The organism is Novosphingobium mathurense, from assembly GCF_900168325.1.
GTDB classification, from domain to species: Bacteria; Pseudomonadota; Alphaproteobacteria; order Sphingomonadales; family Sphingomonadaceae; genus Novosphingobium; species Novosphingobium mathurense.
The window spans coordinates 759,272-781,138 of sequence record NZ_FVZE01000001.1; the positions used below are offsets into that span (position 1 = coordinate 759,272).

Genomic DNA, 21,867 nt, shown 5'->3' on the forward strand with positions numbered 1-21,867 from the left:
CGGCGTTTTGGGTTATGCAGGAATCTGAGTCATGAACCGAGAGGAGCCGCAATTGGCTGACCGCAAGCAACGTCAGAACCGCAACATCGCCTTGCTCATTGATGCCGACAACGCATCGCCGGCAACGCTCGATGCTGCACTGACGATCCTCGGCGATCTCGGGACGGTCAATGTCCGGCGCGTCTATGGGAACTGGAGCAAGACCGCGCTCAAGGGCTGGTCGCAGCTGGTCCATCGCCATGCGCTCGAACCGCAGCAGCAGTTCGACCTGACCAAGGGCAAGAACGCGACCGACATGAAGATGACCATCGACGCCATGGACCTGCTGTATGGCGGACATGTCGATGGTTTCGGCATCATGTCGAGCGACAGCGACTTCATGCCGCTCGCCATCCGCATTCGGCAGAACGGGACCCCGGTCTACGGCTTTGGATCCGCCCGCACACCGGAAGCATTCCGCGAAGCCTGCACCCGGTTCATCGACCTCGATGCCATGGTCGAGGACGACCAACGCGCCGAGCAGGGCGAAACGGCGGCCAAGCCCGAAGTTGACAAGGAACTGGTCAAGCTTCTGGGCGACGCGTGGAGGGCCAGCAAGCGCGATGACGATGGTTTCGCCAGTCTCTCCGAAGTCGGTCAGCGCGTCGCCAACCGCTCATCCTTCGATGCGCGCAGCTACGGCTTTTCCCGCCTGTCCGAACTGGTGCAATCCCTGCCCAATTTCACGACCGAAAAGCGCGAAAGCGGGCTGTTCGTCAAACGGGTGCGCTAGAGCCGAGCCCGTTCGAGGATCAGGCGTCGATTAGGTCGCGGTCGATTTCGCCGGCGCGGTTCTGGATGAACTGGAAGCGGTGTTCGGGGTTGCGGCCCATCAGGCGGTCGACGAGGTCCTTCACCGCGGCCCGGTCTTCATACTCGGGCGGCAGGGTGATGCGGATGAGCGAGCGGGTTTCCGGGCTCATCGTCGTCTCGCGCAGCTGCTGCGGGTTCATTTCGCCCAGGCCCTTGAACCGGCCGACTTCGACCTTCTTGCCCTTGAACTTCGTGGCTTCGAGTTCCGCGCGGTGGGCATCGTCACGGGCATAGGCCGAGGTTGAACCGGAGGTCAGGCGATAGAGCGGCGGCTGCGCGAGATAGAGGTGGCCGCGCTTCACGATGTCCGGCATTTCCTGGAAGAAGAACGTCATCAGCAGCGTTGCGATGTGCGCGCCATCGACGTCTGCGTCGGTCATGATGATGATGCGGTCGTAACGCAGGTTATCCGCGTTGCAGTCCTTGCGCGACCCGCAGCCGAGAGCGAGGTTGAGATCGGCGATTTCCTGGTTGCCGCGGATCTTGTCCGAAGTGGCGCTGGCAACGTTGAGGATCTTGCCGCGGATCGGCAGGATCGCCTGCGTCTTGCGGTTGCGTGCCTGCTTGGCCGAACCGCCGGCCGAATCGCCCTCGACGATGAACAGCTCGGTTTCGCCGTCGCCTTCGCCGGAACAGTCGGTGAGCTTGCCGGGCAGGCGCAGCTTCTTGGCGTTGGTTGCCGTCTTGCGCTTGACGTCGCGCTCGGCCTTGCGGCGCAGGCGATCGTCCATGCGCTCCATGACCGCGCCGAGCAGGGCCTTGCCGCGATCGAGGTTGTCCGAGAGGAAGTGGTCGAAATGGTCGCGGATCGCATTCTCGACGAGTCGGGCGGCTTCCGGGCTGGTGAGCCGGTCCTTGGTCTGGCTCTGGAACTGGGGATCGCGGATGAAGACCGAGAGCATCGTTTCCGAACCGACCACGATGTCGTCAGGGGTGATGTCCTTGGCCTTCTTCTGGCCGACAAGTTCGCCGAATGCGCGGATGCCCTTGGTCAGCGCGGCGCGCAGGCCCTGTTCGTGGGTGCCGCCGTCGGGTGTCGGGATCGTGTTGCAGTACCAGGAATAGGCGCCGTCGGAATAGAGCGGCCAGGCGATTGCCCATTCGACGCGGCCCTGTTCGAGCCCCTGGTCGTTCTCCGGAAATTCCTGCGAGCCCGAGAAGAACTGCGCGGTGACGCATTCGCGGCTGCCGATCTGCTCGGCGAGGTGATCGGCGAGGCCGCCGGGGAACTGGAACGTGGCTTCGGCCGGAACGTCCTCGCTGGCGAGCGAGGGCGAGCATTTCCAGCGGATCTCTACCCCGGCGAAAAGGTAAGCCTTGGAACGCACCAGCTTGAACAGCCGGTTCGGCTTGAACTTCTGGTCGCCGAAGATCTCGGTATCCGGGGTGAAAGTCACGGAGGTGCCGCGGCGGTTGGGCGCGGCGCCCACCTTCTGGAGTGGCCCCAAGGTTTCACCGCGCGAGAATTCCTGCGCGAACAGTTCCTTGTTGCGGGCCACTTCGACGCGGGTCTTTACCGAAAGGGCGTTGACCACCGAGATGCCGACACCGTGCAGACCGCCGGACGTGGCATAGGCCTTGCCGGAGAACTTGCCGCCCGAGTGCAGGGTCGAGAGAATGACCTCAAGCGCCGACTTTCCCGGATACTTGGGGTGTTCGTCGACCGGGATGCCGCGGCCGTTGTCGGTGATCGTCAGGCGCCCGGCCGTTCCCGGCTCTTCCTCCAGCATGACTTCGATGCGGTTGGCGTGACCGGCGACGGCCTCGTCCATCGCGTTGTCGAGGACTTCGGCCGCGAGGTGGTGGAGTGCACGTTCATCGGTGCCGCCGATATACATGCCGGGGCGTCGCCGGACGGGTTCGAGACCCTCCAGAACTTCGATTGCGGAACCATCGTAGGATTCTCCGCCCGCAGACGGCAGCTTGTCGAAGAGGTCATCGGCCATGCTCGATCCTATACGGGACAGAGAAATCCCCGATCAAGCACGGCCGTGTTCTTATCCTCAGTCGCCGAAATGCGTGGGCGCGGGGCTGACGACCTTGACGCCGCCCTTTTCGATCTCGCGCACTTCCAGAGCGCGCTCGATGGTGCCGCCGCGGGTAAAGCGGAACGGACCGTCAAGGCCGAGGAAGCCGCCGCTCTCGAGCATCTGCGAAGTCGGGAAGGGCTTGCCCACCTTCCAGTCGCGCGCAACGCGCAGGGTAAGCAGGACTGCATCGTAGCCAAGCGTGGCGATGCGGGCAGGCTGGCTGCCGAAACGGGTGCGGTAGCTCTTGGAGAACTGGCCGAAGCGCTGGTCGGAAACGGTGGCGAACCATGCGCCGGCAAGGGCGGGCGTGGTTGAGACGGCGCGTTCGCCGCTCCACAGTTCTGTGCCGAGGATGCGGACCTGGGCCTTGCCGCCGCCGGTCCGGAACTGCGTTGCCGCGCGGGCCGACATGTTGCCGCCATCGGCAATCAAAAGTGCGCCGTATCCGTCCTTGGCCTGGATGCGCTGGGCAGCCGAGGAGATCGAGGCGGCAGTCCGGTCATAGGGCTCCATCGCGACCACTGCGCCGCCAGTGTCGCGCACGGCGGCAAGCAGCGCGCTGCTGGCGCGGTCGCCATATTCGCCGCGCGGGATCAACGCGGCATAGCTCGTGATGCCGCGCGAACTGGCATAGCGCACTGTGCGTGCGACCGACTGGCCCGGCAGGTTGCCCATAACGAAGACGTCCTTGGAGGCGGCTTCCTCGTCATTCGAGAACGAGATCATTGGCACCTTGGCGGGACGCGCGAAATTCGCGACAGCCGGGATGTTGTCCGAGAGCAGTGGGCCGAGAATCAACCGGTTGCCGTCGGCGACGGCGCGCTTGGCGGCTTCGCCCGGATTGCTCGCCGTGTCGTAGGTGGTTACCCGCAGGTTGCCGGCATTTGTATCGAGCAGCGCCATGTTGGCGGCGTTGGCGATCGACTGGCCGACGGCGCCGTTGGGCCCCGAGATCGGGACGAGCAGGGCGATCCGGTGGCGATCGGTGTCCTCCTGAATCACGCTTTCGCTGGGCGCAGCCGTCGGCGTCGGGGTGGGCGCGGTGGTCTTGGGAACGATGCTGCAGGCGCTCAGCCCCGCCATCGCTGCCGCGGCGAGAAGATTGCGCCTATTCAGGCGTTTGTCGAACATTGCTTGCCGCTCCCGTAGTCCTTGGGCCATGAGTCTCGCGATGGAACACAGTCTTTCGCCGGGCCTCTATATAGTGGCAACCCCCATTGGCAACCTGAGCGACATAACGCTCCGTGCAATCGAGGTATTGCAGGGAGTCGGTGCCGTCGCCTGCGAGGATACCCGCGTAACGGGTAAATTACTGCATCATCTTGGAATAAAGAAGCGCATGATCCGCTATGACGACCATGCCGGGGAGGGGGATCGCGAGCGGCTTCTGAGCCTGATGGAGGCCGAGCCGGTGGCGCTTGTCAGCGATGCGGGAACGCCGCTGATTTCCGACCCGGGCTATCGTCTCGTGCGCACCGCACGAGAGCGTGGCATCGCCGTAACCAGCCTGCCGGGCCCCAATGCGGCCATTGTCGGCATGACCCTGTCGGGCCTAGCCAACGACCGTTTTCTTTTCGCCGGGTTTCTGCCGAACAAGGTCAAGGCGCGCGAGAGTGTGCTGCAGGAATTGTCCTGCGTTCCCGCCACCCTAATCTTCTACGAGACCGCACCGCGGCTCGAAGCCTCGCTGCAGGCCATAGCAGCGACCTTGCCAGGGCGCGAAGTTGCCGTGGCGCGCGAGCTGACCAAGAAATTCGAGGAATGCCGGACCGGCTCCCCTGAAGAAATCATTGCGCATTATGCGGCGCATCCGCCCAAGGGAGAGATCGTGCTGATGGTCGCTCCTCCTACTGATGAGCCGCTCGGCGATGTCGACGTCGACGCGCTGTTGCTGGCTGAATTGGCCGAGTCCAAGGCTTCGCAGGCCGCGGCCAGGGTCGCCAAGGCCACGGGCATGGATCGCAAGGCGCTCTATGCGCGGGCCCTCGAACTCAAGTGACCGCGACCCGATGAACCGCAGGGCCCGGGCCGAGCAGCGCGGTCGGCTTAGTGAAACGCTGGCTGCCTGGTATTTGCGGCTATCGGGCTGGCGGGTCTTGGCGAGCCGCGTCAGGACGCCTCGCGGCGAAGTCGATCTGGTAGTGAGGCGGGGCCGCGTCCTGTGCTTCGTTGAGGTGAAGTGGCGTGCGCGGGCACAGGATCTGGACAGCGCGATCGACGCGCATCGCCTGCGCCGCGTGGCGGCAAGTGCCGAAGCGCTGGCGCCGCGTTTTGCCCGGGTCGGCGACGATATCCGCATCGATGTCCTGCTCATGGCGCCGCGCACGTGGCCGCGCCGGATAGTCAATGCCTGGCAACCGGGGCGGTAGCTCTGATTTGCGGCGTGGAACCGGAAACAGGTCGCACGCCGGCAAATTTGGGACTAAGCGGACCACGGCAGCAACCCAAGGACCCGATTTTCCATGACGTTACGCATCGCCGTTCAGATGGACCCGATCGAAAGCATCAACATTGCGGGCGACTCCTCTTTCGCCCTGATGCTCTCCGCGCAGGACCGCGGTCACACGCTCTATCATTACGATGTGCGCACGCTGGCCTACGATACATCCGAAGGTGCCGCCGGACGACTGACCTGTTGGGGGGCGCCGGTGACGGTGCAGCGGGTCCAAGGTGCGCATTATACGCTCGGAGAGTACCGCCTGATCGATCTCGTCGCGGATATCGATGTCGTGCTGATGCGACAGGATCCGCCGTTCGACCTGGGCTACATCACGGCCACGCACCTGCTCGAGCGGCTCGAGGGCCTCACTCTGGTCGTCAACGATCCGGCTTCGGTGCGCAACGCACCTGAGAAGGTCTTCGTGCTGGACTATGCGCGTTTCATGCCGCCGACTTTCATCGCTCGCCGGATCGAGGACGTGCGCCTGTTCCAGCAGCGGCAGGTAGCTGCCGGTCTTGGCGGCGATCTTGTCATCAAGCCGCTGCACGGCAATGGCGGCAAGGCGGTGTTCCGTGTGCCCGCCGATGGCAGCAACCTCGGTGCCCTTGTCGAGATGTTCCAGAATGCCTGGGTCGAGCCGTTCATGGTCCAGCCGTTCCTGCCTGACGTCTCGGAAGGCGACAAGCGCATCGTCCTTGTCGATGGCAAGTTTGCCGGCGCGATCAACCGCAAGCCCGGGGAGGGCGAGTTCCGCTCCAACCTGGCGGTGGGCGGCTCTGCCGAAGCGACCGAACTCACTTCGGCGGAAGAAGAAATCTGCGCGGCGCTAGGACCGGAACTGAAGGCGCGCGGGCTGGTTTTCGTCGGCATCGACGTGATTGGCGGAAAATGGCTTACCGAGATCAACGTGACATCGCCGACCGGCATCGTTGCCATCGACCGTTTCAACGGCACCGACACGGCGGCCCTCATCTGGGACGCCATCGAGGCGCGTCACGCCGCGATGTGATCGCTCGCGGCGCGAGCGGGCGGGGCTGTCAGGGAATCAGGCATGGATGACTGGGTGATCCACCTGATCGAAGGCGGTGGCTATTGGGGCATTGCCCTGCTCATGATGATCGAGAACCTCGTGCCTCCGATCCCGTCGGAACTCATTATGGGTGTCGCCGGGATCGCGCTGGCGCGCGGGACTATGGCGTTCCTGCCGGTGCTGGCTGCGGGCACGCTGGGCTGCACGTTGGGCAATTACATGCTTTTTCTCGCCGCCGACCGGCTCGGGTACGAACGCCTCCACCCTGTCGTCGAGCGCTGGGGACGCTGGCTCACCATGGAATGGCACGATGTCGAGCGCGCCGGTCGCTTCTTTCGGCGCCATGGGCACTGGATCGTCTTCGTGACGCGGTTCATGCCGATGTTCCGCACGATGATTTCGATCCCCGCCGGCCTGTCGCACATGGGGCACGTGCCGTTCCTGCTCTACACGGCGGCTGGCGCGGCGGTATGGAACACGCTTCTGCTCATGGGTGGGCGGTGGCTCGGGCATCGTTTCGAGCAGGCGGGGGAATGGATCAGCTGGGGAACGCTGGCGCTCGGTGTGGCGATGCTTGCCTGGTACGTCTGGCGCGTTGCCCGCTGGACGCCGACCGCGCCAAAGGACAGCGTTTCGAAAAGGTGAGGCGAGCCCTTTCCGCGAAAAGGAAAGGTCTTTCGGGGGGCATTCGGGAGCCTGGCCGATCAATCCCGCTCGCGTGGATGGGCATTGCGATAGACGTCGAGCAGGGTCGCCGCATCGACTTTCGTATAGATCTGGGTCGAGCCGAGGCTGGCATGGCCCAGCAGTTCCTGCAGCGAACGCAGGTCCGCCCCGGCTCCCAGCAGGTGCGTCGCGAAACTGTGGCGCAATGCGTGCGGCGTTGCGCTCGACGGCAATCCAAGGCTGACACGGGCGCGGGCTACCGCCTTCTGTACCATGCCCTGCGACAGGGGGCCGCCCTTCGCTCCGCGGAACAGGGGATCCTTCCGGTGGTTCTCGTGCGCGACTGGCCAAGGGCACTTGGCCACATAGTCGTCCACTGCATCGCGGATGATCGGGAGCAGGGGTACGACCCTTTGCTTTCCGCCCTTTCCGGTAACTACCAGGGTGTCGGAGAGAGGAAGGGCCGAAGACGGGAGGGATAGCGCCTCTGCAATGCGCATCCCTGCTCCGTACAGCAGCAGCAGGACGGCCCGGTCGCGCGCGCCGATCCACGCTTCCCGTGCGTCTTCATCGACAGCCACGGCAAGATTGACCGCTTCGTCGGGCGTAACCGGGCGCGGAATGCCCTTCTTGATACGTGGCCCGCGCAGGCGCGGTGGCATCGCATCGGTCATGCCGGCCTTCTCGCGGGCGAAGATCAGGAAGGCCTTGAGCGCCGAAAGTTCACGCGCCGCCGAAACATTGCCGATCCCTTCTTGTCGCCGCGACGCCAACTGACGGCGCAGGGCCGCCGCATCGAGGCTGGCCAGTTGCGGCCAGTCGGTTTCGCCAAGGGTGTCGAGCAAGCGCGAAGCGGTGGCAACATAGGCGCGCACAGTGTGGGGACTGCGCCTGCGTCCCTGTGCGAGATGGGTACCCCAGGCTTCGAGAAGGTCCGCCTTGGCCGTCACGGTTCGACGAGTTCCTCCGGTACCAGTTCGCCGAGCAAGGCATCGAGCAGAGGCATCCCGCTTTCGGCCACGCCAAGTCGCGAACCTTCGCGCCAGACGAGGCCCTGCCTTTCGTAGAAGGCCGCCTTGTCCGCATTGCACAGTGCTTCGTGGGCGAGGGCAAAGCGTGACGCCATGACGTCAAGATCGACCCCTTCGCGCAGCCGCAGGCCCATCAGCATGGCTTCGGAAGCCTGTTCCCTGAGTTCGAGCGGACGTTCCTCGCTGGTGCCATGCCCCTGTTCGGCCATCGCCGTAAGCCAGTTTTCCGGCTTGCGATGGCGCACGGTCGCCATGCCGCCACGCCGTCCGTGCGCGCCGGGGCCGACCCCGCAATAGTCGCCGTAACGCCAGTAGGTAAGGTTGTGGCGGCTTTCATCGCCGGGGCGGGCGTGGTTGCTGATCTCGTACGCGGGCAATCCAGCGCCAGCGGTCATCTCGCGGGTCAGTGCGAACATGTCGGCGCAGGCGTCCTCGTCGAGCGGCTCGAACGCGTGCTGGCGCACCATCGTGGCAAAGCGCGTACCGGGCTCGATGGTCAGCTGGTAAAGCGAGAGGTGGCCGGTGCCGAAGGACAGGGCGCGCGCCAGTTCGGCCTGCCACTGCTCGACACTCTGGCCCGGCCGGGCATAGATGAGGTCGAACGACACCCTTTCGAAATGTCGTTGCGCGACGTCGAGGGCATCGAGCCCTTCGCGGGCATCGTGAAGACGGCCAAGGAAGCGCAGGGTCCTATCGTCTAGCGCCTGCAGCCCGAGCGAAACCCGGTTCACTCCGGCAGCAGCCAGCGCCGCATAGTTCGCCGCCTCGACAGAGGACGGATTGCCTTCCAGCGTGATCTCGATGCCTTGAGCGAAGCCCCAGAGGCGTTCGGCTTCTTCAAGGAGCCTTGCGACCAGTGCCGGTGGCATGAGCGAAGGCGTGCCGCCGCCGAAAAAGATCGATTCGAGCTTTTCTCCGCCCGCCAGCGCATGCTCGTGGCGCATGTCGGCGAGCAGCGCGTCCTGCCAGTGCTGGTGGTCGACGCGTTCGCGGACATGGCTGTTGAAGTCGCAATAAGGGCATTTTGCGAGGCAGAACGGCCAATGGATGTAGAGCGCGCGGGCCATCAGCCGATGTTAGCCCCCGAACTGCTCCGCGACCAGCTTGGCGAAGGCATCCGCGCGGTGGCTGATATTGTGCTTTTCCTCCGGGTCGAGCTGGGCGAAGGTGACGTCGCGGCCGTTCGGCACGAAGACCGGGTCGTAGCCGAAGCCCATCGTTCCACGCGGCGGCCAGGAGAAAGTGCCGTTCACGCGGCCTTCGTAGACCGCGCTGTCACCGTCGGGCCAGGCAATGGCGAGGACGCAGCTGAACCAGCAGGAACGGTCGGCCTCCGGGCCTTGTTCGCACAGCAGGCCTTCGACCTTGCCCATCGCCATGTACCAGTCGCGCCCGGGCTCGCCTTCGAACCACTGACGTTCGGCCCAGTCGGCGGTATAGACGCCGGGGCGTCCGCCCAGCGCTGTCACCGAAAGTCCGCTGTCATCGGCCAGGGCCGGGATCTGCGATGCCTGCGCCGCGGCCTGCGCCTTGATCAGCGCGTTCTCGACGAAGGTCTTTCCGGTTTCTGCCGGCTCGGGCAGGCCGAGCTGGCCCGCCGAAAGGCATTCCATGCCGAAAGGCGCCAGCAGCGCGCCGATTTCCTTCAGCTTGCCTGCATTGTGCGTGGCAATCACGAGGCGTTTGCTGTCGAGTTTCCGGGTCATGTCGCTGTCCTGTCGGCATCTTGTCTTTCCGCCATCCCCGCCCGGGGAAGGCAGGGATGGCGTTCAATCGAAACGAAGGCTTAGCGCCCGACGGCCTTGGCCTGTGCCGCGAAAATGCGTTCACAGCCGATGCGGGCCAGACGCAGGAGGCGCAGCAGGCCTTCCTCGTCATAAGTCGCGCCTTCCGCTGTAGCCTGGGCTTCGGCGATCTTGCCGCCTTCGATCAGTACGAAGTTGGCATCGGCACCGGCCGAGCTGTCCTCGATGTAGTCGAGGTCGAGAACCGGCGTGCCTTCGCAGATGCCGCAGGAAATCGCGGCAACGCGCGCTTCGATCGGGTCTTCCGCGATCTTGCCGTCAGCCATGAGCTTGTCGACGGCAAGGCGCAGGGCAACCCATGCACCCGAGATCGCGGCGGTGCGGGTGCCGCCGTCGGCCTGCAGGACGTCGCAGTCGAGCACGATCTGGCGTTCGCCCAGCTTCTTCATGTCGACGACCGAGCGCAGGCTGCGTCCGATCAGGCGCTGGATTTCCTGCGTGCGGCCCGACTGCTTGCCCTTGGCCGCTTCGCGCGAGCCGCGGGTATGGGTGGCGCGCGGGAGCATCGAGTACTCGGCTGTGACCCAGCCTTCGCCCTTGCCGCGCAGGAACGGGGGAACCCTTTCCTCGACCGAAGCGGTGACGAGCACGCGGGTATCGCCGAAGGAGATCAGCACCGAGCCTTCGGCGTGCTTGGTGAAACCGGTCTGGATGTCGATAGCGCGCATTTCGTCGGGCGCACGGCCGGAAGGTCGCATGTACTGTCCTCGTAGCTAAGATTGCAGCGGCCCTAGGCGTATTAAGCTTGAGGCTGCAAGCCCAATGCCTAAATTGCAGCGCATGACGACACCACCCATCACCGAATTGACCACGAGGGCGCGCGAGATCTTCCGCCTTGTCGTCGAAGGTTACATTGCGACCGGCAGTCCGGTGGGATCCAAGGCCCTTTCGGGCAACACCGGCGTGAACCTGTCTTCGGCCTCGATTCGCTCGGTGCTCGCCGATCTCGAATCGCTTGGATTGCTGGCCGCTCCCCATACGAGCGCTGGTCGCCTGCCGACCGAAGCGGGCCTTCGGCTCTTCGTCGACGGAATCATGCAGGTGGCAGAGCCCACGGCAGAGGAGCGCGCGGTCATCGAGCGCCGCATCTCGCAACCGGGCCCCATCGAAGCGGCTCTGGAGGCGGCCAGCACCATGCTGTCCAGCCTGACGTCGAGTGCCGGGGTCGTCATGGTACCCAAGCGCGAGCCGCGGCTGCAGCACCTGCAACTCGTCCCGCTCGCGCCGGGAAGGGCGCTCGCCGTTCTGGTCGGCGACGACGGCGCGGTCGAGAATCGCATCGTCGAGCTTCCGGCATCGCTGCCCCTCGGAGCGCTCGAAGAAGCTTCCAACTATATCTCTGCCCGGTTGACCGGCCGGACGCTGGGCGAAGCGGTGCGGGTCATGCGCTCCGAGATCGCCTCGGGCCAGTCGGCGCTCGACGCGGCGAGCCGCGATCTGGTGGAACGCGGTCTAGCCGTATGGAGCGAGGACGTGATGCAGCGGCCCGTCCTGATCGTGCGGGGACAGGCGAACCTGCTGGACGAGGGCGCCCTGTCCGATCTGGAGAGGGTGCGCTCGCTGCTGGACGACCTCGAGAACAAGCAATCGGTCGCCGATCTTCTCGAGATGGCGCGAGAGGCCGAATCGACGCGCATTTTCATCGGTTCCGAAAACCGGCTGTTCGCGCTTTCGGGCTCTTCGGTGATCGCGTCGCCCTATCGCGACCGGGATGGTCGCGTTGTCGGAGTTGTGGGGGTTATCGGCCCGACGCGGTTGAATTATGCGCGAGTCGTCCCCATGGTGGACTTCACCGCCCAGAGCCTGGGCAAGCTCATCGGATAGCTGGAACCTTAGAATAATGACTGAAGACAAGACTCAGCCGTCACAGGATCAGGCTGTAGATCCCGCGGTGGCCGAAGAACTGAAGGGTGTGCCGGAACACATGGTAGACAAGGGCGCAGACAAGGACGGCGCCGACGACGAGCTGGCAAAACTGCGCGAAGAGCTCGAAGTCGCCAAGCAGGACGTGCTTTACGCCCGCGCCGAAACGCAGAACGTGCGCCGCCGTCTGGAAAAGGACATCGCCGATACCCGCAACTATGCGGCGACCGGCTTTGCCCGCGACATCCTTTCGGTGGCCGACAACCTGTCCCGCGCGCTTTCGGCGATTACGCCCGAACTGCGCGATGACGAGAAGGTAAAGACCTTCGTTGCCGGTATCGAGGCGACGAGCCGCGAGATCGAGAAGGTCTTCGGTACCCACGGGATTACCCGTGTGGCCGCCATGGGCTTGCCGCTCGATCCCAACCAGCACCAGGCCATGATCGAAGTCCCGTCCGCCGATGTGGAGCCGGGAACGGTCGTGCAGGAACTGCAGGCCGGTTACATGATCAAGGACCGTCTGCTGCGTCCGGCGATGGTGGCCGTTGCCAAGAAGCCTGACTGATACCTGATTTGCCGCTCTGCCAGTGGGATAACCGGGGGCAGGGCGGCGGCAGGCCGTGGCACAAATCGGGAACCATGCGCGTTCCTCTCCGTTGATCGGATAGACCCATGCTGATTTTCGGAGACTCCCCATGCGCAAGTTCATTCTCCCCGTTATCGCTGCAGGTGCTCTTGGCCTCGGTGGTTGCGCCAGCAACTACGCCGGTGAAGGCGCGCTTGGCGGCGCGGCCCTTGGTGCCGGTGTCGGCGCCGTGACCGGGGGTGACGTCGGTACGGGCGCTGCGATCGGTGCCGCGGCAGGCGCCGCTGTCGGTTCGCAGGTCAACAAGGACAAGGGCTGCTATCGCTACGACCGCGATGGCCGTCGCTATTGGGACCGCGACTGCTGATATCAAGCGATCGGATTACGAGGAAAAAGGGGCGCGAGAGTGGATCTCGTGCCCTTTTTCTACGTGTTAGCTCCGTCGAACGGAAGGATCCCGGAATAGGACCCGAGCGGCGGCGCTCCGGGAACGGCATGGCCGCGCCGCAGCAGGAAGACATGGCGGACGATTTCGGCCTGCTGCTCGATGCCGTAGCGCTCGAGCGTCCAGCCCGGTTTCAAGGCATAGTCGTAGCGGCACAGCGGGTGTCGCATGAGCGGCAGGTACCAGCGGCCCTTGCGCTGGGCCTGCCAGACGTGCGTCATCTCATGAATGAACAGGCCCTGCAGGGTGACGGAAGCGCACGAGAAATCTTCCAGATATAGCCCGGAGTCCGGGTGGAAATGGATGTGCCCACAAGGGGCCATTACCGTGTCGACCGGTTGCAGGGGAATCCATCGGCGGCGTCTGATCCGCACCGCCGAAAAATCTATGGCATCACCGAAGACCGACCCCGCCAGCGCGACTTCACCCCAAGTCAGGCGGCGTTCGCCACCCGGCGCGCAAGGTCCGGCTTCGGCAAGGGCGATCAGTGGTGCATCTCCGCCATGGAGCCGTCATCCATCGATCCGCCCTCCATGCCGGCGTGATCCATGCCGCCACCCATCGTCTCCACCGTGAGGGGCATCGACAGTTTGTCGCCATCGGAGAAGGTCAGTGTCAGTTCGGCATTCTCGCCGGACTTGAGCGTATCGTCGATGTCGAAAGCCATGACGTGATAGCCGCCGGGCGCGAATTCGAGGATGCCGCCTGGCGCAATTTCGAGCGAGTCCACCGAGGTCATCCTGCCGCCTTCGGTCTTGTGCATCTGCACTTCGCCGGCCCCTGCGACATGAACGCCGACAAGCGTGGCGGACTGCGGGCCGTCGTTGCGGATCGTGAAGTAGACAGCCCCCGGGCGTCCCGCGACAACCGGCAGGATCATGCGGCCGTCACTGCCGGAAATGCCCGGCTTTGCGTCGGGATTGCCCGAATCTGCCGCTTCGGTCGCGTTGTCGGCGGGGGCTTCGGACTGCTGACAGGCCGCGAGCGACGCGGCGATTGCCAGTACCGAAGCAACTGCCACGGAACGAAAGATTTTCACCTCAGACATATCCTTCCTGGAAACCCTCGAAAAATTAGCGGGGGTAATGCCATTGAGGCGGTCTTGTTCCAAGAAAAACCGCTCCTATATCGCCCCCCGACGACATTGAACGTCATCGAGCCGCACAAGCCGCCTTGCCTCTAGTCAGGGAGGCGATCCGTGCGGTGTCATCCACTGACGTGAGGAATGGGGATAATGGGAAAAGTAATTGGTATCGACCTTGGCACCACCAACAGCTGTGTCGCCGTCATGGACGGTGGCAAGCCCAAGGTTATTGAAAACTCCGAAGGTGCGCGTACGACGCCTTCGATCGTCGCCTTCACCAAGGACGGCGAACGCCTGATCGGTCAGCCGGCCAAGCGCCAGGCAGTTACCAATGGCGACAACACGATTTTCGCAGTGAAGCGCCTTATCGGCCGCCGCTTCGACGATCCGGTGACCAAGAAGGACACCGAGCTGGTTCCGTACCACATCGTCAAGGGCAAGAACGGTGACGCGTGGGTCCAGGCTGGCGGCGAGGACTACAGCCCGTCGCAGATCTCGGCCTTCACCCTGCAGAAGATGAAGGAAACCGCCGAGAGCTACCTTGGCGAGACCGTCACGCAGGCCGTCATCACCGTGCCGGCATACTTCAATGACGCGCAGCGCCAGGCGACCAAGGATGCCGGCCAGATTGCGGGTCTCGAAGTGCTGCGTATCATCAACGAGCCGACCGCGGCCGCGCTCGCCTATGGCCTCGACAAGCAAGACGGCAAGACCATCGCTGTCTATGACCTTGGCGGCGGCACCTTCGACGTCTCGATCCTCGAGATCGGCGACGGCGTGTTCGAGGTGAAGTCGACCAACGGCGACACTTTCCTGGGCGGTGAAGACTTCGATACCAAGCTCGTCGAATGGCTGGCCGACAAGTTCAAGGCCAAGGAAAACATGGATCTGCGGACCGACAAGCTCGCTCTGCAGCGCCTGAAGGAAGCGGCCGAAAAGGCGAAGATCGAACTGTCGTCGGCTGCGACGACCGAGATCAACCTGCCCTTCATCACCGCGCGTATGGAAGGCGGCGCGACGACCCCGCTTCACTTGGTCGAGACGGTTACCCGTGCCGACCTCGAGAAGATGGTCGCCGACCTCATCAAGCGCACGATCGAGCCGTGCCGCAAGGCGCTGGCCGATGCCGGCATCTCGGCTTCGGAAGTCGATGACGTGGTGCTCGTGGGCGGCATGACCCGCATGCCCAAGGTTCGCGAAGTCGTGAAGGAATTCTTCGGGAAGGAACCGCACACCGGCGTGAACCCGGACGAAGTCGTCGCCATGGGCGCGGCGATCCAGGCCGGCGTCCTCCAGGGCGACGTCAAGGACGTGCTGCTGCTCGACGTGACCCCGCTTTCGCTGGGCATCGAGACGCTTGGCGGCATCATGACCAAGATGATCGACCGCAACACGACGATCCCGACCAAGAAGAGCCAGGTCTACTCGACTGCCGAGGACAACCAGCAGGCGGTCACGATCCGCGTGTTCCAGGGCGAACGCGAAATGGCACAGGACAACAAGCTCCTCGGCCAGTTCGACCTGGTCGGCATTCCGCCGGCCCGTCGCGGCGTCCCGCAGATCGAAGTCACCTTCGACATCGACGCCAACGGCATCGTCAACGTGTCCGCCAAGGACAAGGGCACCGGCAAGGAACAGCAGATCCGCATTCAGGCTTCGGGCGGTCTGTCCGATGCCGACATCGACCAGATGGTCAAGGATGCCGAGAAGTTCGCCGAAGAGGACAAGAAGCGTCGTGAATCGGCGGAAGCCAAGAACAACGCGGACAGCCTCGTCCACGCGACCGAGCAGCAGCTTGCCGAAAACGGTGACAAGATCGACGCTGGCCTGAAGTCGGAAGTCGAGACTGCCATCGCCGAAGCCAAGACGGCTCTCGAAAGCGGCGATACTGCCGAGATCACAGCCAAGGCCCAGGCGCTTACCGAAGTCGCCATGAAGATGGGGCAGGCGATCTACGAGAAGGAGCAGTCCGCTGCTGCCTCGCCGGAAGCCGCACCTGCGGGTGACGAGGACGTGGTCGACGCCGAATTCTCGGAAGTCGACGAAAACAAGGGCTGAACGTCCTGATGAAAACCGTGGGCGTCACCGGTGCAATTCGCGCCGGTGGCGCCTGGGTTATCTACGGGGGTTAGATACGTGTCAGCTACCGAAGTAGACTATTACGAATTGCTCGAGGTCGAGCGGACTGCCGACGACAAGACCATCAAGTCGGCCTACCGTCGCCTCGCCATGCGATATCACCCGGACAAGAACCCGGGGGATGGCGAAGCCGAATCCCGCTTCAAGGCGATCAGTCAGGCATACGACTGCCTCAAGGACCCGCAGAAGCGCGCCGCCTACGACCGCTACGGTCACGCTGCGTTTCAGCAGGGCATGGGCGGTGGCGGCGGCGCCGGAATGGGCGCCGAGTTCGGCGATATCGGCGATATCTTCGAATCGATTTTCGGCAGTGCCTTTGGTGGCGGTGCCCGCCAGCAGGCCCGTCGCGGCGCCGACTTGCGCTACGACATGGAAGTCAGCCTCGAAGAGGCGTTCCACGGCAAGCAGAGTGAAATCACCATCGAGGTCTCGCAATCGTGCGAGCCTTGCGGTGGATCGGGCGCCGAACCCGGCACCGGTAAACGGACCTGCAACATGTGCGCCGGGCATGGCAAGGTGCGCGCGCAGCAGGGCTTCTTCGTCGTTGAACGCACCTGCCCGACCTGTCACGGTCGCGGTGAGGTGATCGAGTCCCCCTGTCGCGCGTGTCGCGGCGAGGGACGCGTGGACATGCCGCAGACGCTCGAAGTGGAAATTCCCGCCGGCGTCGATTCCGGCACGAGGATCCGCCTTTCGGGCAAGGGCGAGGCCGGACCTTACGGCGCGCCTCCCGGCGATCTCTACATTTTCCTGCATGTGAAGCGCCACCGGGTGTTCGAACGCGAAGGCACGACGCTGCTCACGCAGGTGCCGATCACGTTTACCACCGCTGCGCTGGGCGGTTCGATCGAGATCCCCGGTATCGACGGGGCGAAGATCGCGCTGGATATCCCGGCGGGCATCCAGTCCGGCAAGCAGCTGCGCAAGCGCGGTGCAGGCATGCCCGTGCTGCAGGGCCGGGGGCGCGGGGATCTGGTGATCGAGATCACGGTGGAAACGCCCACCAAGCTCTCGGCACGCCAAAAGGAACTCCTGCGCGAGTTGCAGGCAACCGAGACCGGTGACGAATGCCCGCAATCGAAGGGCTTCTTCGACCGCATCAAGGACGTGTGGAGCGACCTTACCGAATGAGTAACGAAGGAACCCCGAGGCGCTTCAGTCAAGCGCCTCGACTTCCTTTCTGATCGTTCTGATCAGAGCAGGATCGGCCCGCAGCCGGTCTTGTTCTTCGTTCAGGATCGCCAGAAACGCGTCCTTCTTGAAGGCACTGAGCTCGCCTTGCGGGATCGCCTGACCCTTTTCAAGCGTTGAGGCGATCAGGTCGATCATGCGCTCGGCGCCGTGCAGGCGACCCCACAGGTAATCGTTCTCGCGATAGGCGCGGCTGAAAAAGGCGCCGAAGTTGTAGAACTCGGTTCCTCGCAGGGTATCGGCCATGCCGCCCTTGCGGATGGCATGGCAGTCTTCGGGCGATATCCGGTCGACCAGGATCGGATCGAACTCGGTCAGTCCTTCGCCGCGCAGGAGCGGGAGGGTGACCGTATCGTAGAACGGAAAGCCCAGGTAGGCGAGCAGCACGCGGCGACGCAGCGTGGGCGGCATGGCTGCAAGGACTTCGGCCAGCACTTCATCGACCTGCGCGTCTACCTCAGGCAGCGAACGCCTTGCGGCAATGTGATCGAGTGCAGCCGCCGGGTTGTCGAAGAAGTTGCGGGCAAGGGCAGGAAAGTCCTCTCCCAGATAGTGGAGCGGTTCCCGTTCTATGTAATGCGCAAGGGCCTCGTAGATCGCCGCCCGGGCATCGTCGCGGTCCTGCTCCGTCACGCTGGGATCGCCTTCCCAGTCCTGCGTCACGCGCCGCGCCAGAAAGCGCAACCGGCGAATCCGGAAAGCCAGATCGTGGGTGCGGAAAAAGTCGATCATCGGTGCCGAGGTGCCTTCGCGCAGGGCCTGCATGCGATCGAGGCCACTGGCGGCCAGGTGGGTGACGAGGCGCTGGACGATCGGCTCGGTCGAGGACATCTCCTGCTCGGGGACTCCTTCGTCCACCATGCGGGCCAGCATGGCCAGGATCCCGCTGAACTTGACCTGCGCATAGCCGTGATAGGCAAAACCGGCCTGCTGGAATGCCGCCTCCTGGGCCTTGTTGCGCCAGGCCGCGAGCCGCTTGGGCGTCGGTCGGTCGAGGAACAGGGTCCGCCCGAAAAGCCTTTCGACGGTCTCTTCGATTTCTGGCCGGAGGGCCAGGACGATCTCGCGCATGGTGCGCATTTCGCGCGAATCGCGGTCCAGCGTCTCCAGGTTGTCGCGGATCGGCTGCTCGCGCGGGATCGAGGAAAGCGAACCGAAAATCACCGGAAAGAAGCCCGGCACCTTCGTGTCGCGCCGCATGTTCGGTCCGATGTGGTCCGGGGTCGGGTCGATATAGACGAAGCGCCGGTCGACCTCGCGCGCGGCGGGCCTGTCGCGCAGCACCGTCATCGCATCGGCGAAAGGCGCATTGACGAGGACCGAACCGTCGATGAGCGAGACGCTGTCGATGTCCTTGCGGCTGAAATGCTCGGGCATTACGCGGCGCAGGAAGGCATCGCGATCGGGCCATTTGACCGCGGTCTCGGCGACGAGCTTGTCGATCTCGGCGATCTGTAGGGGCGGAAAGGCGCCGGGAAAGCTCGCCGTCGAGCGCGCAGCGAGAACCAGAGCGGGGATCGAGGCAAGCTCTTCGCCCTTGCCTCGCGACTTGACGTGAAAGTCGATCGTGAGGCGATGCTCGCTCTCCAGCACGAGTTCGGGCGAGTGGAGCCGCAGGGTTTCAAGGTGGCCCTTGAAGTCTGTAGCCGTGACGAACAAGTCGAGTGGATGCCGCGTCGGGAGCAGGGGCTTGCCCTCGGGGGCGTCGGCCATGGCCATCATGGCCCGGTTGATAAGCCGTGAAAAGCCAATGCCGCTGAAGGGTGGTTCGAACCAGCGGGACCGGATCAGGCGCGAGAGCTTGTCGCGCACTTCGGTGCGCGTCTCGGGGGCGACCGATGCGCTCACCGCGTTGCCGGGGCGGTGGAGGAGGTAATAGACGATCGGGCTGGCCCAGAACTTGGCGGCGCGCGACCATGGCTTGGCATCGGGATCGAGCAGCACGTCGACGTCCGCGCACTCCAGCCACAGTTCGGTCAGCGGTTCTAGCGACTGGCCGGTGTGGATCGCCTGTGCGAGGAAGATGCTGTTGATTCCGCCCGCGCTCGCCCCAGCGACGATATCGGAAAGAACCCGCAATTTCAGATTGCTGCCCTGTTCGAGCCTGCGCAGCAGCCTTGCGTAAACGGCCTCGCTGCTCTCCAGAATGCCCTCGTCGGCCCAGAAGGCGCGGCTTGCCCGAAGGGCCTTCCACAGCTCCTTGGTCACGCCATGCATATAGACGGCAAGAGAGATGCCCCCATAGCAGACGAGCGTGATCCGCAGTTCTTTCTGCCGCATTCCACATACTTGGCCCGGATCAATGAGAAAGGCAATTGCGTTCTCATTCCGTTCCGGATAGGCGCAGCCTATGGCAAAGCCCAAACGTCGTTACGTATGTCAAAATTGCGGAAGCGTCGCGACCCGGTGGCAGGGGCAGTGCGCGGACTGCGGTGAATGGAACTCGCTTGTCGAGGAAGCCCCGCAGACGGTCTTTTCCTCCAAGCACGATCTGTCCTCCGGCGGCCGCCCGATCCAGTTCACCCCGCTAGACCAGCCCGGCGAGATCCCAAAGCGGCAGGCCAGCGGCCTTGCCGAGTTCGATCGTGCGCTGGGTGGCGGTCTCGTTCCCGGATCGGCGATCCTCATGGGCGGCGACCCGGGTATCGGCAAGTCGACGCTGCTGCTGCAGGCATCGGCACACATCGCCAAGGCCGGGCGAGACGTCGTCTATGTCAGCGGCGAAGAGGCGTCCGGGCAGGTTCGGCTGCGCGCGGAGCGCCTCGGCCTGTCGAAGTGTCCGATTCGCCTCGCCTCGGCCACTTCCGTACGGGACATCCTCACGACGCTGGGAATGGACGAGCCGCCTTCGCTGCTCGTCATCGATTCGATCCAGACGATGCATTCGGACCAGATCGAGGGGGCGCCCGGTTCGGTCAGCCAGGTACGCGGCTGCGCCTTCGAACTGATCCGCTATGCCAAGGAAAACAGCGTTACCCTCATCCTTGTCGGTCACGTGACCAAGGACGGCAACATCGCGGGGCCACGCGTGCTGGAGCACATGGTCGATGTGGTGATGAGTTTCGAGGGGGAGCGCAGCCACCAGTATCGCATCCTGCGCTCGCTCAAGAACCGCTTCGGTCCGGTCGACGAGATCGGCGTTTTCGCCATGGAAGGCGATGGGCTTGCCGAAGTCGGCAACCCCTCGATGCTGTTCCTCTCCGGGCGCGAAGAGCCGATGCCGGGTAGCGCGGTCTTCCCGGCAATGGAAGGGACGCGGCCGGTCCTGGTGGAAATACAGGCGCTTATCGTGCGCCTGCAGAGCGGGGCGACACCGCGCCGCGCAGTCGTCGGGTGGGACAATGGCCGCATGGCCATGCTGCTCGCGGTGCTCGAGGCACGTTGCGGCCTCAATTTTTCGAGCGCGGAAGTCTATCTCAATGTCGCGGGCGGCTATCGCCTTGCCGATCCGGCTGCCGACCTTGCCGTCGCTGCCGCGCTCGTCTCGGCCCTTGGCGACAAGCCGCTGCCGACCGACGCGGTGTGGTTCGGCGAAGTGTCACTCGCCGGCGAAATTCGCCCTGTCGCTCATTCATCGATCCGACAGCGCGAATCGGCGAAGCTCGGGTTCGGCAAGGCTATTGGACCTGCCGGTGGACCGCCGCCCGACAAGGGTATCCGGTTTTCCGGTCTGACAATGCTTCCCAACCTCGTTGACCGCATTCTTTCGGATGCTTAATTGCAGTTTACTATGAGTGGCTTCGATATCGTTGTCCTGCTGTTCGTGGGGGTCGGAGCCATCACCGGCTTCTTCCGCGGCTTCGTGCAGGAAATTCTCACGCTGGCGGCGTGGATATTTGCGATTTTCGCAATTCGCATGTTCCATACGCAGGTCACCGAAGTCCTCGAACCCTATGTCGGAGAGGGTTCGGGCTCGGCGATCCTTGCCTTCGCACTTCTGCTGCTGGGGCCCTATGTGGCGGTCAGGCTCGTTGCCCGCTGGGCCGGCAGCAAGAGCCGCGGTTCGTTGCTGGGGCCGATCGATCGGGTTCTGGGATTCGGCTTCGGTGCGGTGAAGGGCGTCATCATCGTCGTCCTGGCCTTTTCCGTACTGGTGCTGGGGTACGATACCGTTTGGGGTGTCGCCGGTCGGCCGGAATGGATCGTTACCGCGCGATCCTATCCTTTCGTCAACGCCAGCAGCGAAGCCATGGTGAAGATGATCAACGAGCGCCGCCGGCAGCTCAACGATGATGATGCTTCGGTCGCGGCCAAGTAGCCCCTATCCCGGCAAGATCCATCGCATGTCGACCACCGTCCTTTACACCCCCGAGGTCCTTTCGCTTGCGGTTGCGCTTGCACGCTTCCCGTGGCGCGAAGATCTGTCGCTTCAGGGCGAGGCCCGCTCACGTTCATGCGGCAGTACGATTGCGCTGGGCCTTGCTGTCGATGAACAGGGCACCGTTACCGAGGTCGGCGTGCGCAGTCATGCCTGCGCCATCGGACAGGCCGCAGCGGCCATCTTTGCCGAAGTTGTCGTCGGCATGACCGGGGCCGACGTTCACCGGGCTGGAAAGGCCGTGGAAGACTGGCTGGCGGGCAAGGCGGACCTGCCGGATTGGCCGGGGCTCGATCGCATTGCAGCGGCCCGCGACTATCCCGGACGGCACGGCGCGGTCATGTTGCCGTGGAATGCCGCCATGCAGGTGCTTCCCTCTGCCTGATT

Annotated in this window: 22 protein-coding genes; 13 read left to right on the top strand and 9 right to left on the bottom strand. The window is 64.1% G+C overall.

What is annotated here, in order from left to right:
* Window positions 1–31: 31 nt before the first annotated feature.
* Window positions 32–772, top strand: a complete 741-nt coding sequence (locus B5483_RS03685; RefSeq protein ID WP_054944851.1) for an NYN domain-containing protein — start codon at window positions 32–34, stop codon at window positions 770–772.
* Window positions 773–791: 19 nt separating this feature from the next.
* Here B5483_RS03685 and parE read toward each other — a convergent pair whose 3' ends face one another.
* Window positions 792–2,798 carry a DNA topoisomerase IV subunit B gene (gene parE, locus B5483_RS03690; RefSeq protein ID WP_079729483.1) on the bottom strand — a complete coding sequence of 669 codons (2,007 nt, stop codon included), beginning with the start codon at window positions 2,796–2,798 and terminating at the stop codon, window positions 792–794.
* Window positions 2,799–2,855: 57 nt separating this feature from the next.
* Window positions 2,856–4,013 carry a penicillin-binding protein activator gene (locus B5483_RS03695; RefSeq protein WP_054944849.1) on the bottom strand — a complete coding sequence of 386 codons (1,158 nt, stop codon included), beginning with the start codon at window positions 4,011–4,013 and terminating at the stop codon, window positions 2,856–2,858.
* 40 nt (window positions 4,014–4,053) lie between these two features.
* On the opposite strand from B5483_RS03695, the gene rsmI reads away from it, so the two are divergent.
* From rsmI to B5483_RS03715, 4 genes are all read left to right on the top strand, one after another.
* Window positions 4,054–4,881, top strand: coding sequence for a 16S rRNA (cytidine(1402)-2'-O)-methyltransferase (rsmI, locus tag B5483_RS03700; protein ID WP_054944867.1), 828 nt, complete (start codon window positions 4,054–4,056; stop codon window positions 4,879–4,881).
* Window positions 4,882–4,891: 10 nt separating this feature from the next.
* The gene (locus B5483_RS03705) at window positions 4,892–5,251 is read left to right on the top strand and encodes a YraN family protein (RefSeq protein ID WP_054944848.1); all 360 of its coding nucleotides are present in this window, start codon (window positions 4,892–4,894) and stop codon (window positions 5,249–5,251) included.
* 93 nt (window positions 5,252–5,344) lie between these two features.
* Window positions 5,345–6,331 (top strand): glutathione synthase, encoded by a 987-nt coding sequence (gene gshB / locus B5483_RS03710; RefSeq protein ID WP_079729484.1) that lies wholly within the window; start codon window positions 5,345–5,347, stop codon window positions 6,329–6,331.
* A 42-nt stretch (window positions 6,332–6,373) separates the two neighbouring features.
* The gene (locus B5483_RS03715; RefSeq protein ID WP_079729485.1) at window positions 6,374–6,997 is read left to right on the top strand and encodes a DedA family protein; all 624 of its coding nucleotides are present in this window, start codon (window positions 6,374–6,376) and stop codon (window positions 6,995–6,997) included.
* Window positions 6,998–7,056: 59 nt separating this feature from the next.
* On the opposite strand, the gene B5483_RS03720 is transcribed toward B5483_RS03715, so the two are convergent.
* From B5483_RS03720 to rph, 4 genes are all read right to left on the bottom strand, one after another.
* Window positions 7,057–7,968, bottom strand: a complete 912-nt coding sequence (locus B5483_RS03720) for a tyrosine recombinase XerC (protein ID WP_079729486.1) — start codon at window positions 7,966–7,968, stop codon at window positions 7,057–7,059.
* Complete coding sequence (hemW, locus tag B5483_RS03725; RefSeq protein ID WP_079729487.1) at window positions 7,965–9,116, bottom strand: radical SAM family heme chaperone HemW; 1,152 nt, start codon at window positions 9,114–9,116, stop codon at window positions 7,965–7,967. Before hemW ends, B5483_RS03720 begins: the two co-directional genes overlap by 4 nt.
* Window positions 9,117–9,125: 9 nt before the next feature.
* Complete coding sequence (gene rdgB / locus B5483_RS03730) at window positions 9,126–9,755, bottom strand: RdgB/HAM1 family non-canonical purine NTP pyrophosphatase (RefSeq protein WP_079729488.1); 630 nt, start codon at window positions 9,753–9,755, stop codon at window positions 9,126–9,128.
* Window positions 9,756–9,835: 80 nt separating this feature from the next.
* Window positions 9,836–10,552, bottom strand: a complete 717-nt coding sequence (rph, locus tag B5483_RS03735; RefSeq protein WP_054944842.1) for a ribonuclease PH — start codon at window positions 10,550–10,552, stop codon at window positions 9,836–9,838.
* An 82-nt stretch (window positions 10,553–10,634) separates the two neighbouring features.
* Here rph and hrcA point away from each other — a divergent pair, with 82 nt between their 5' ends.
* From hrcA to B5483_RS03750, 3 genes are all read left to right on the top strand, one after another.
* Window positions 10,635–11,678, top strand: coding sequence for a heat-inducible transcriptional repressor HrcA (gene hrcA, locus B5483_RS03740; RefSeq protein ID WP_054944841.1), 1,044 nt, complete (start codon window positions 10,635–10,637; stop codon window positions 11,676–11,678).
* Window positions 11,679–11,694: 16 nt separating this feature from the next.
* Entirely contained in the window at window positions 11,695–12,282 is a 588-nt protein-coding gene (gene grpE, locus B5483_RS03745) for a nucleotide exchange factor GrpE (protein WP_054944840.1), read from the top strand.
* A 130-nt stretch (window positions 12,283–12,412) separates the two neighbouring features.
* Complete coding sequence (locus B5483_RS03750; protein WP_054944839.1) at window positions 12,413–12,670, top strand: YgdI/YgdR family lipoprotein; 258 nt, start codon at window positions 12,413–12,415, stop codon at window positions 12,668–12,670.
* Between the two features lie 59 nt (window positions 12,671–12,729).
* Here the strand turns inward: B5483_RS03750 and B5483_RS03755 are convergent, their stop codons facing one another.
* Together B5483_RS03755 and B5483_RS03760 are read right to left on the bottom strand one after the other, a co-directional pair.
* Entirely contained in the window at window positions 12,730–13,071 is a 342-nt protein-coding gene (locus B5483_RS03755; protein WP_369817869.1) for a hypothetical protein, read from the bottom strand.
* Between the two features lie 161 nt (window positions 13,072–13,232).
* Window positions 13,233–13,796 (bottom strand): copper chaperone PCu(A)C, encoded by a 564-nt coding sequence (locus tag B5483_RS03760; protein ID WP_054944837.1) that lies wholly within the window; start codon window positions 13,794–13,796, stop codon window positions 13,233–13,235.
* Between the two features lie 186 nt (window positions 13,797–13,982).
* Here B5483_RS03760 and dnaK point away from each other — a divergent pair, with 186 nt between their 5' ends.
* Window positions 13,983–15,890 carry a molecular chaperone DnaK gene (dnaK, locus tag B5483_RS03765; protein WP_054944836.1) on the top strand — a complete coding sequence of 636 codons (1,908 nt, stop codon included), beginning with the start codon at window positions 13,983–13,985 and terminating at the stop codon, window positions 15,888–15,890.
* Between the two features lie 78 nt (window positions 15,891–15,968).
* Entirely contained in the window at window positions 15,969–17,102 is a 1,134-nt protein-coding gene (gene dnaJ / locus B5483_RS03770; protein WP_054944835.1) for a molecular chaperone DnaJ, read from the top strand.
* Window positions 17,103–17,126: 24 nt separating this feature from the next.
* Here the strand turns inward: dnaJ and B5483_RS03775 are convergent, their stop codons facing one another.
* A complete protein-coding gene (locus B5483_RS03775) occupies window positions 17,127–19,442 on the bottom strand; it encodes a patatin-like protein (RefSeq protein ID WP_079729490.1) in 2,316 nt (771 codons plus the stop codon).
* A 70-nt stretch (window positions 19,443–19,512) separates the two neighbouring features.
* On the opposite strand from B5483_RS03775, the gene radA reads away from it, so the two are divergent.
* From radA to B5483_RS03790, 3 genes are read left to right on the top strand one after another with little or no spacing between them, the layout of a single operon-like run.
* On the top strand, window positions 19,513–20,880 hold the full coding sequence (radA, locus tag B5483_RS03780; RefSeq protein WP_079729491.1) for a DNA repair protein RadA: 1,368 nt from the start codon (window positions 19,513–19,515) through the stop codon (window positions 20,878–20,880).
* 12 nt (window positions 20,881–20,892) lie between these two features.
* A complete protein-coding gene (locus tag B5483_RS03785) occupies window positions 20,893–21,420 on the top strand; it encodes a CvpA family protein (protein ID WP_079729492.1) in 528 nt (175 codons plus the stop codon).
* Between the two features lie 25 nt (window positions 21,421–21,445).
* Window positions 21,446–21,865, top strand: a complete 420-nt coding sequence (locus B5483_RS03790) for an iron-sulfur cluster assembly scaffold protein (protein WP_079729493.1) — start codon at window positions 21,446–21,448, stop codon at window positions 21,863–21,865.
* Window positions 21,866–21,867 lie beyond the last annotated feature (2 nt).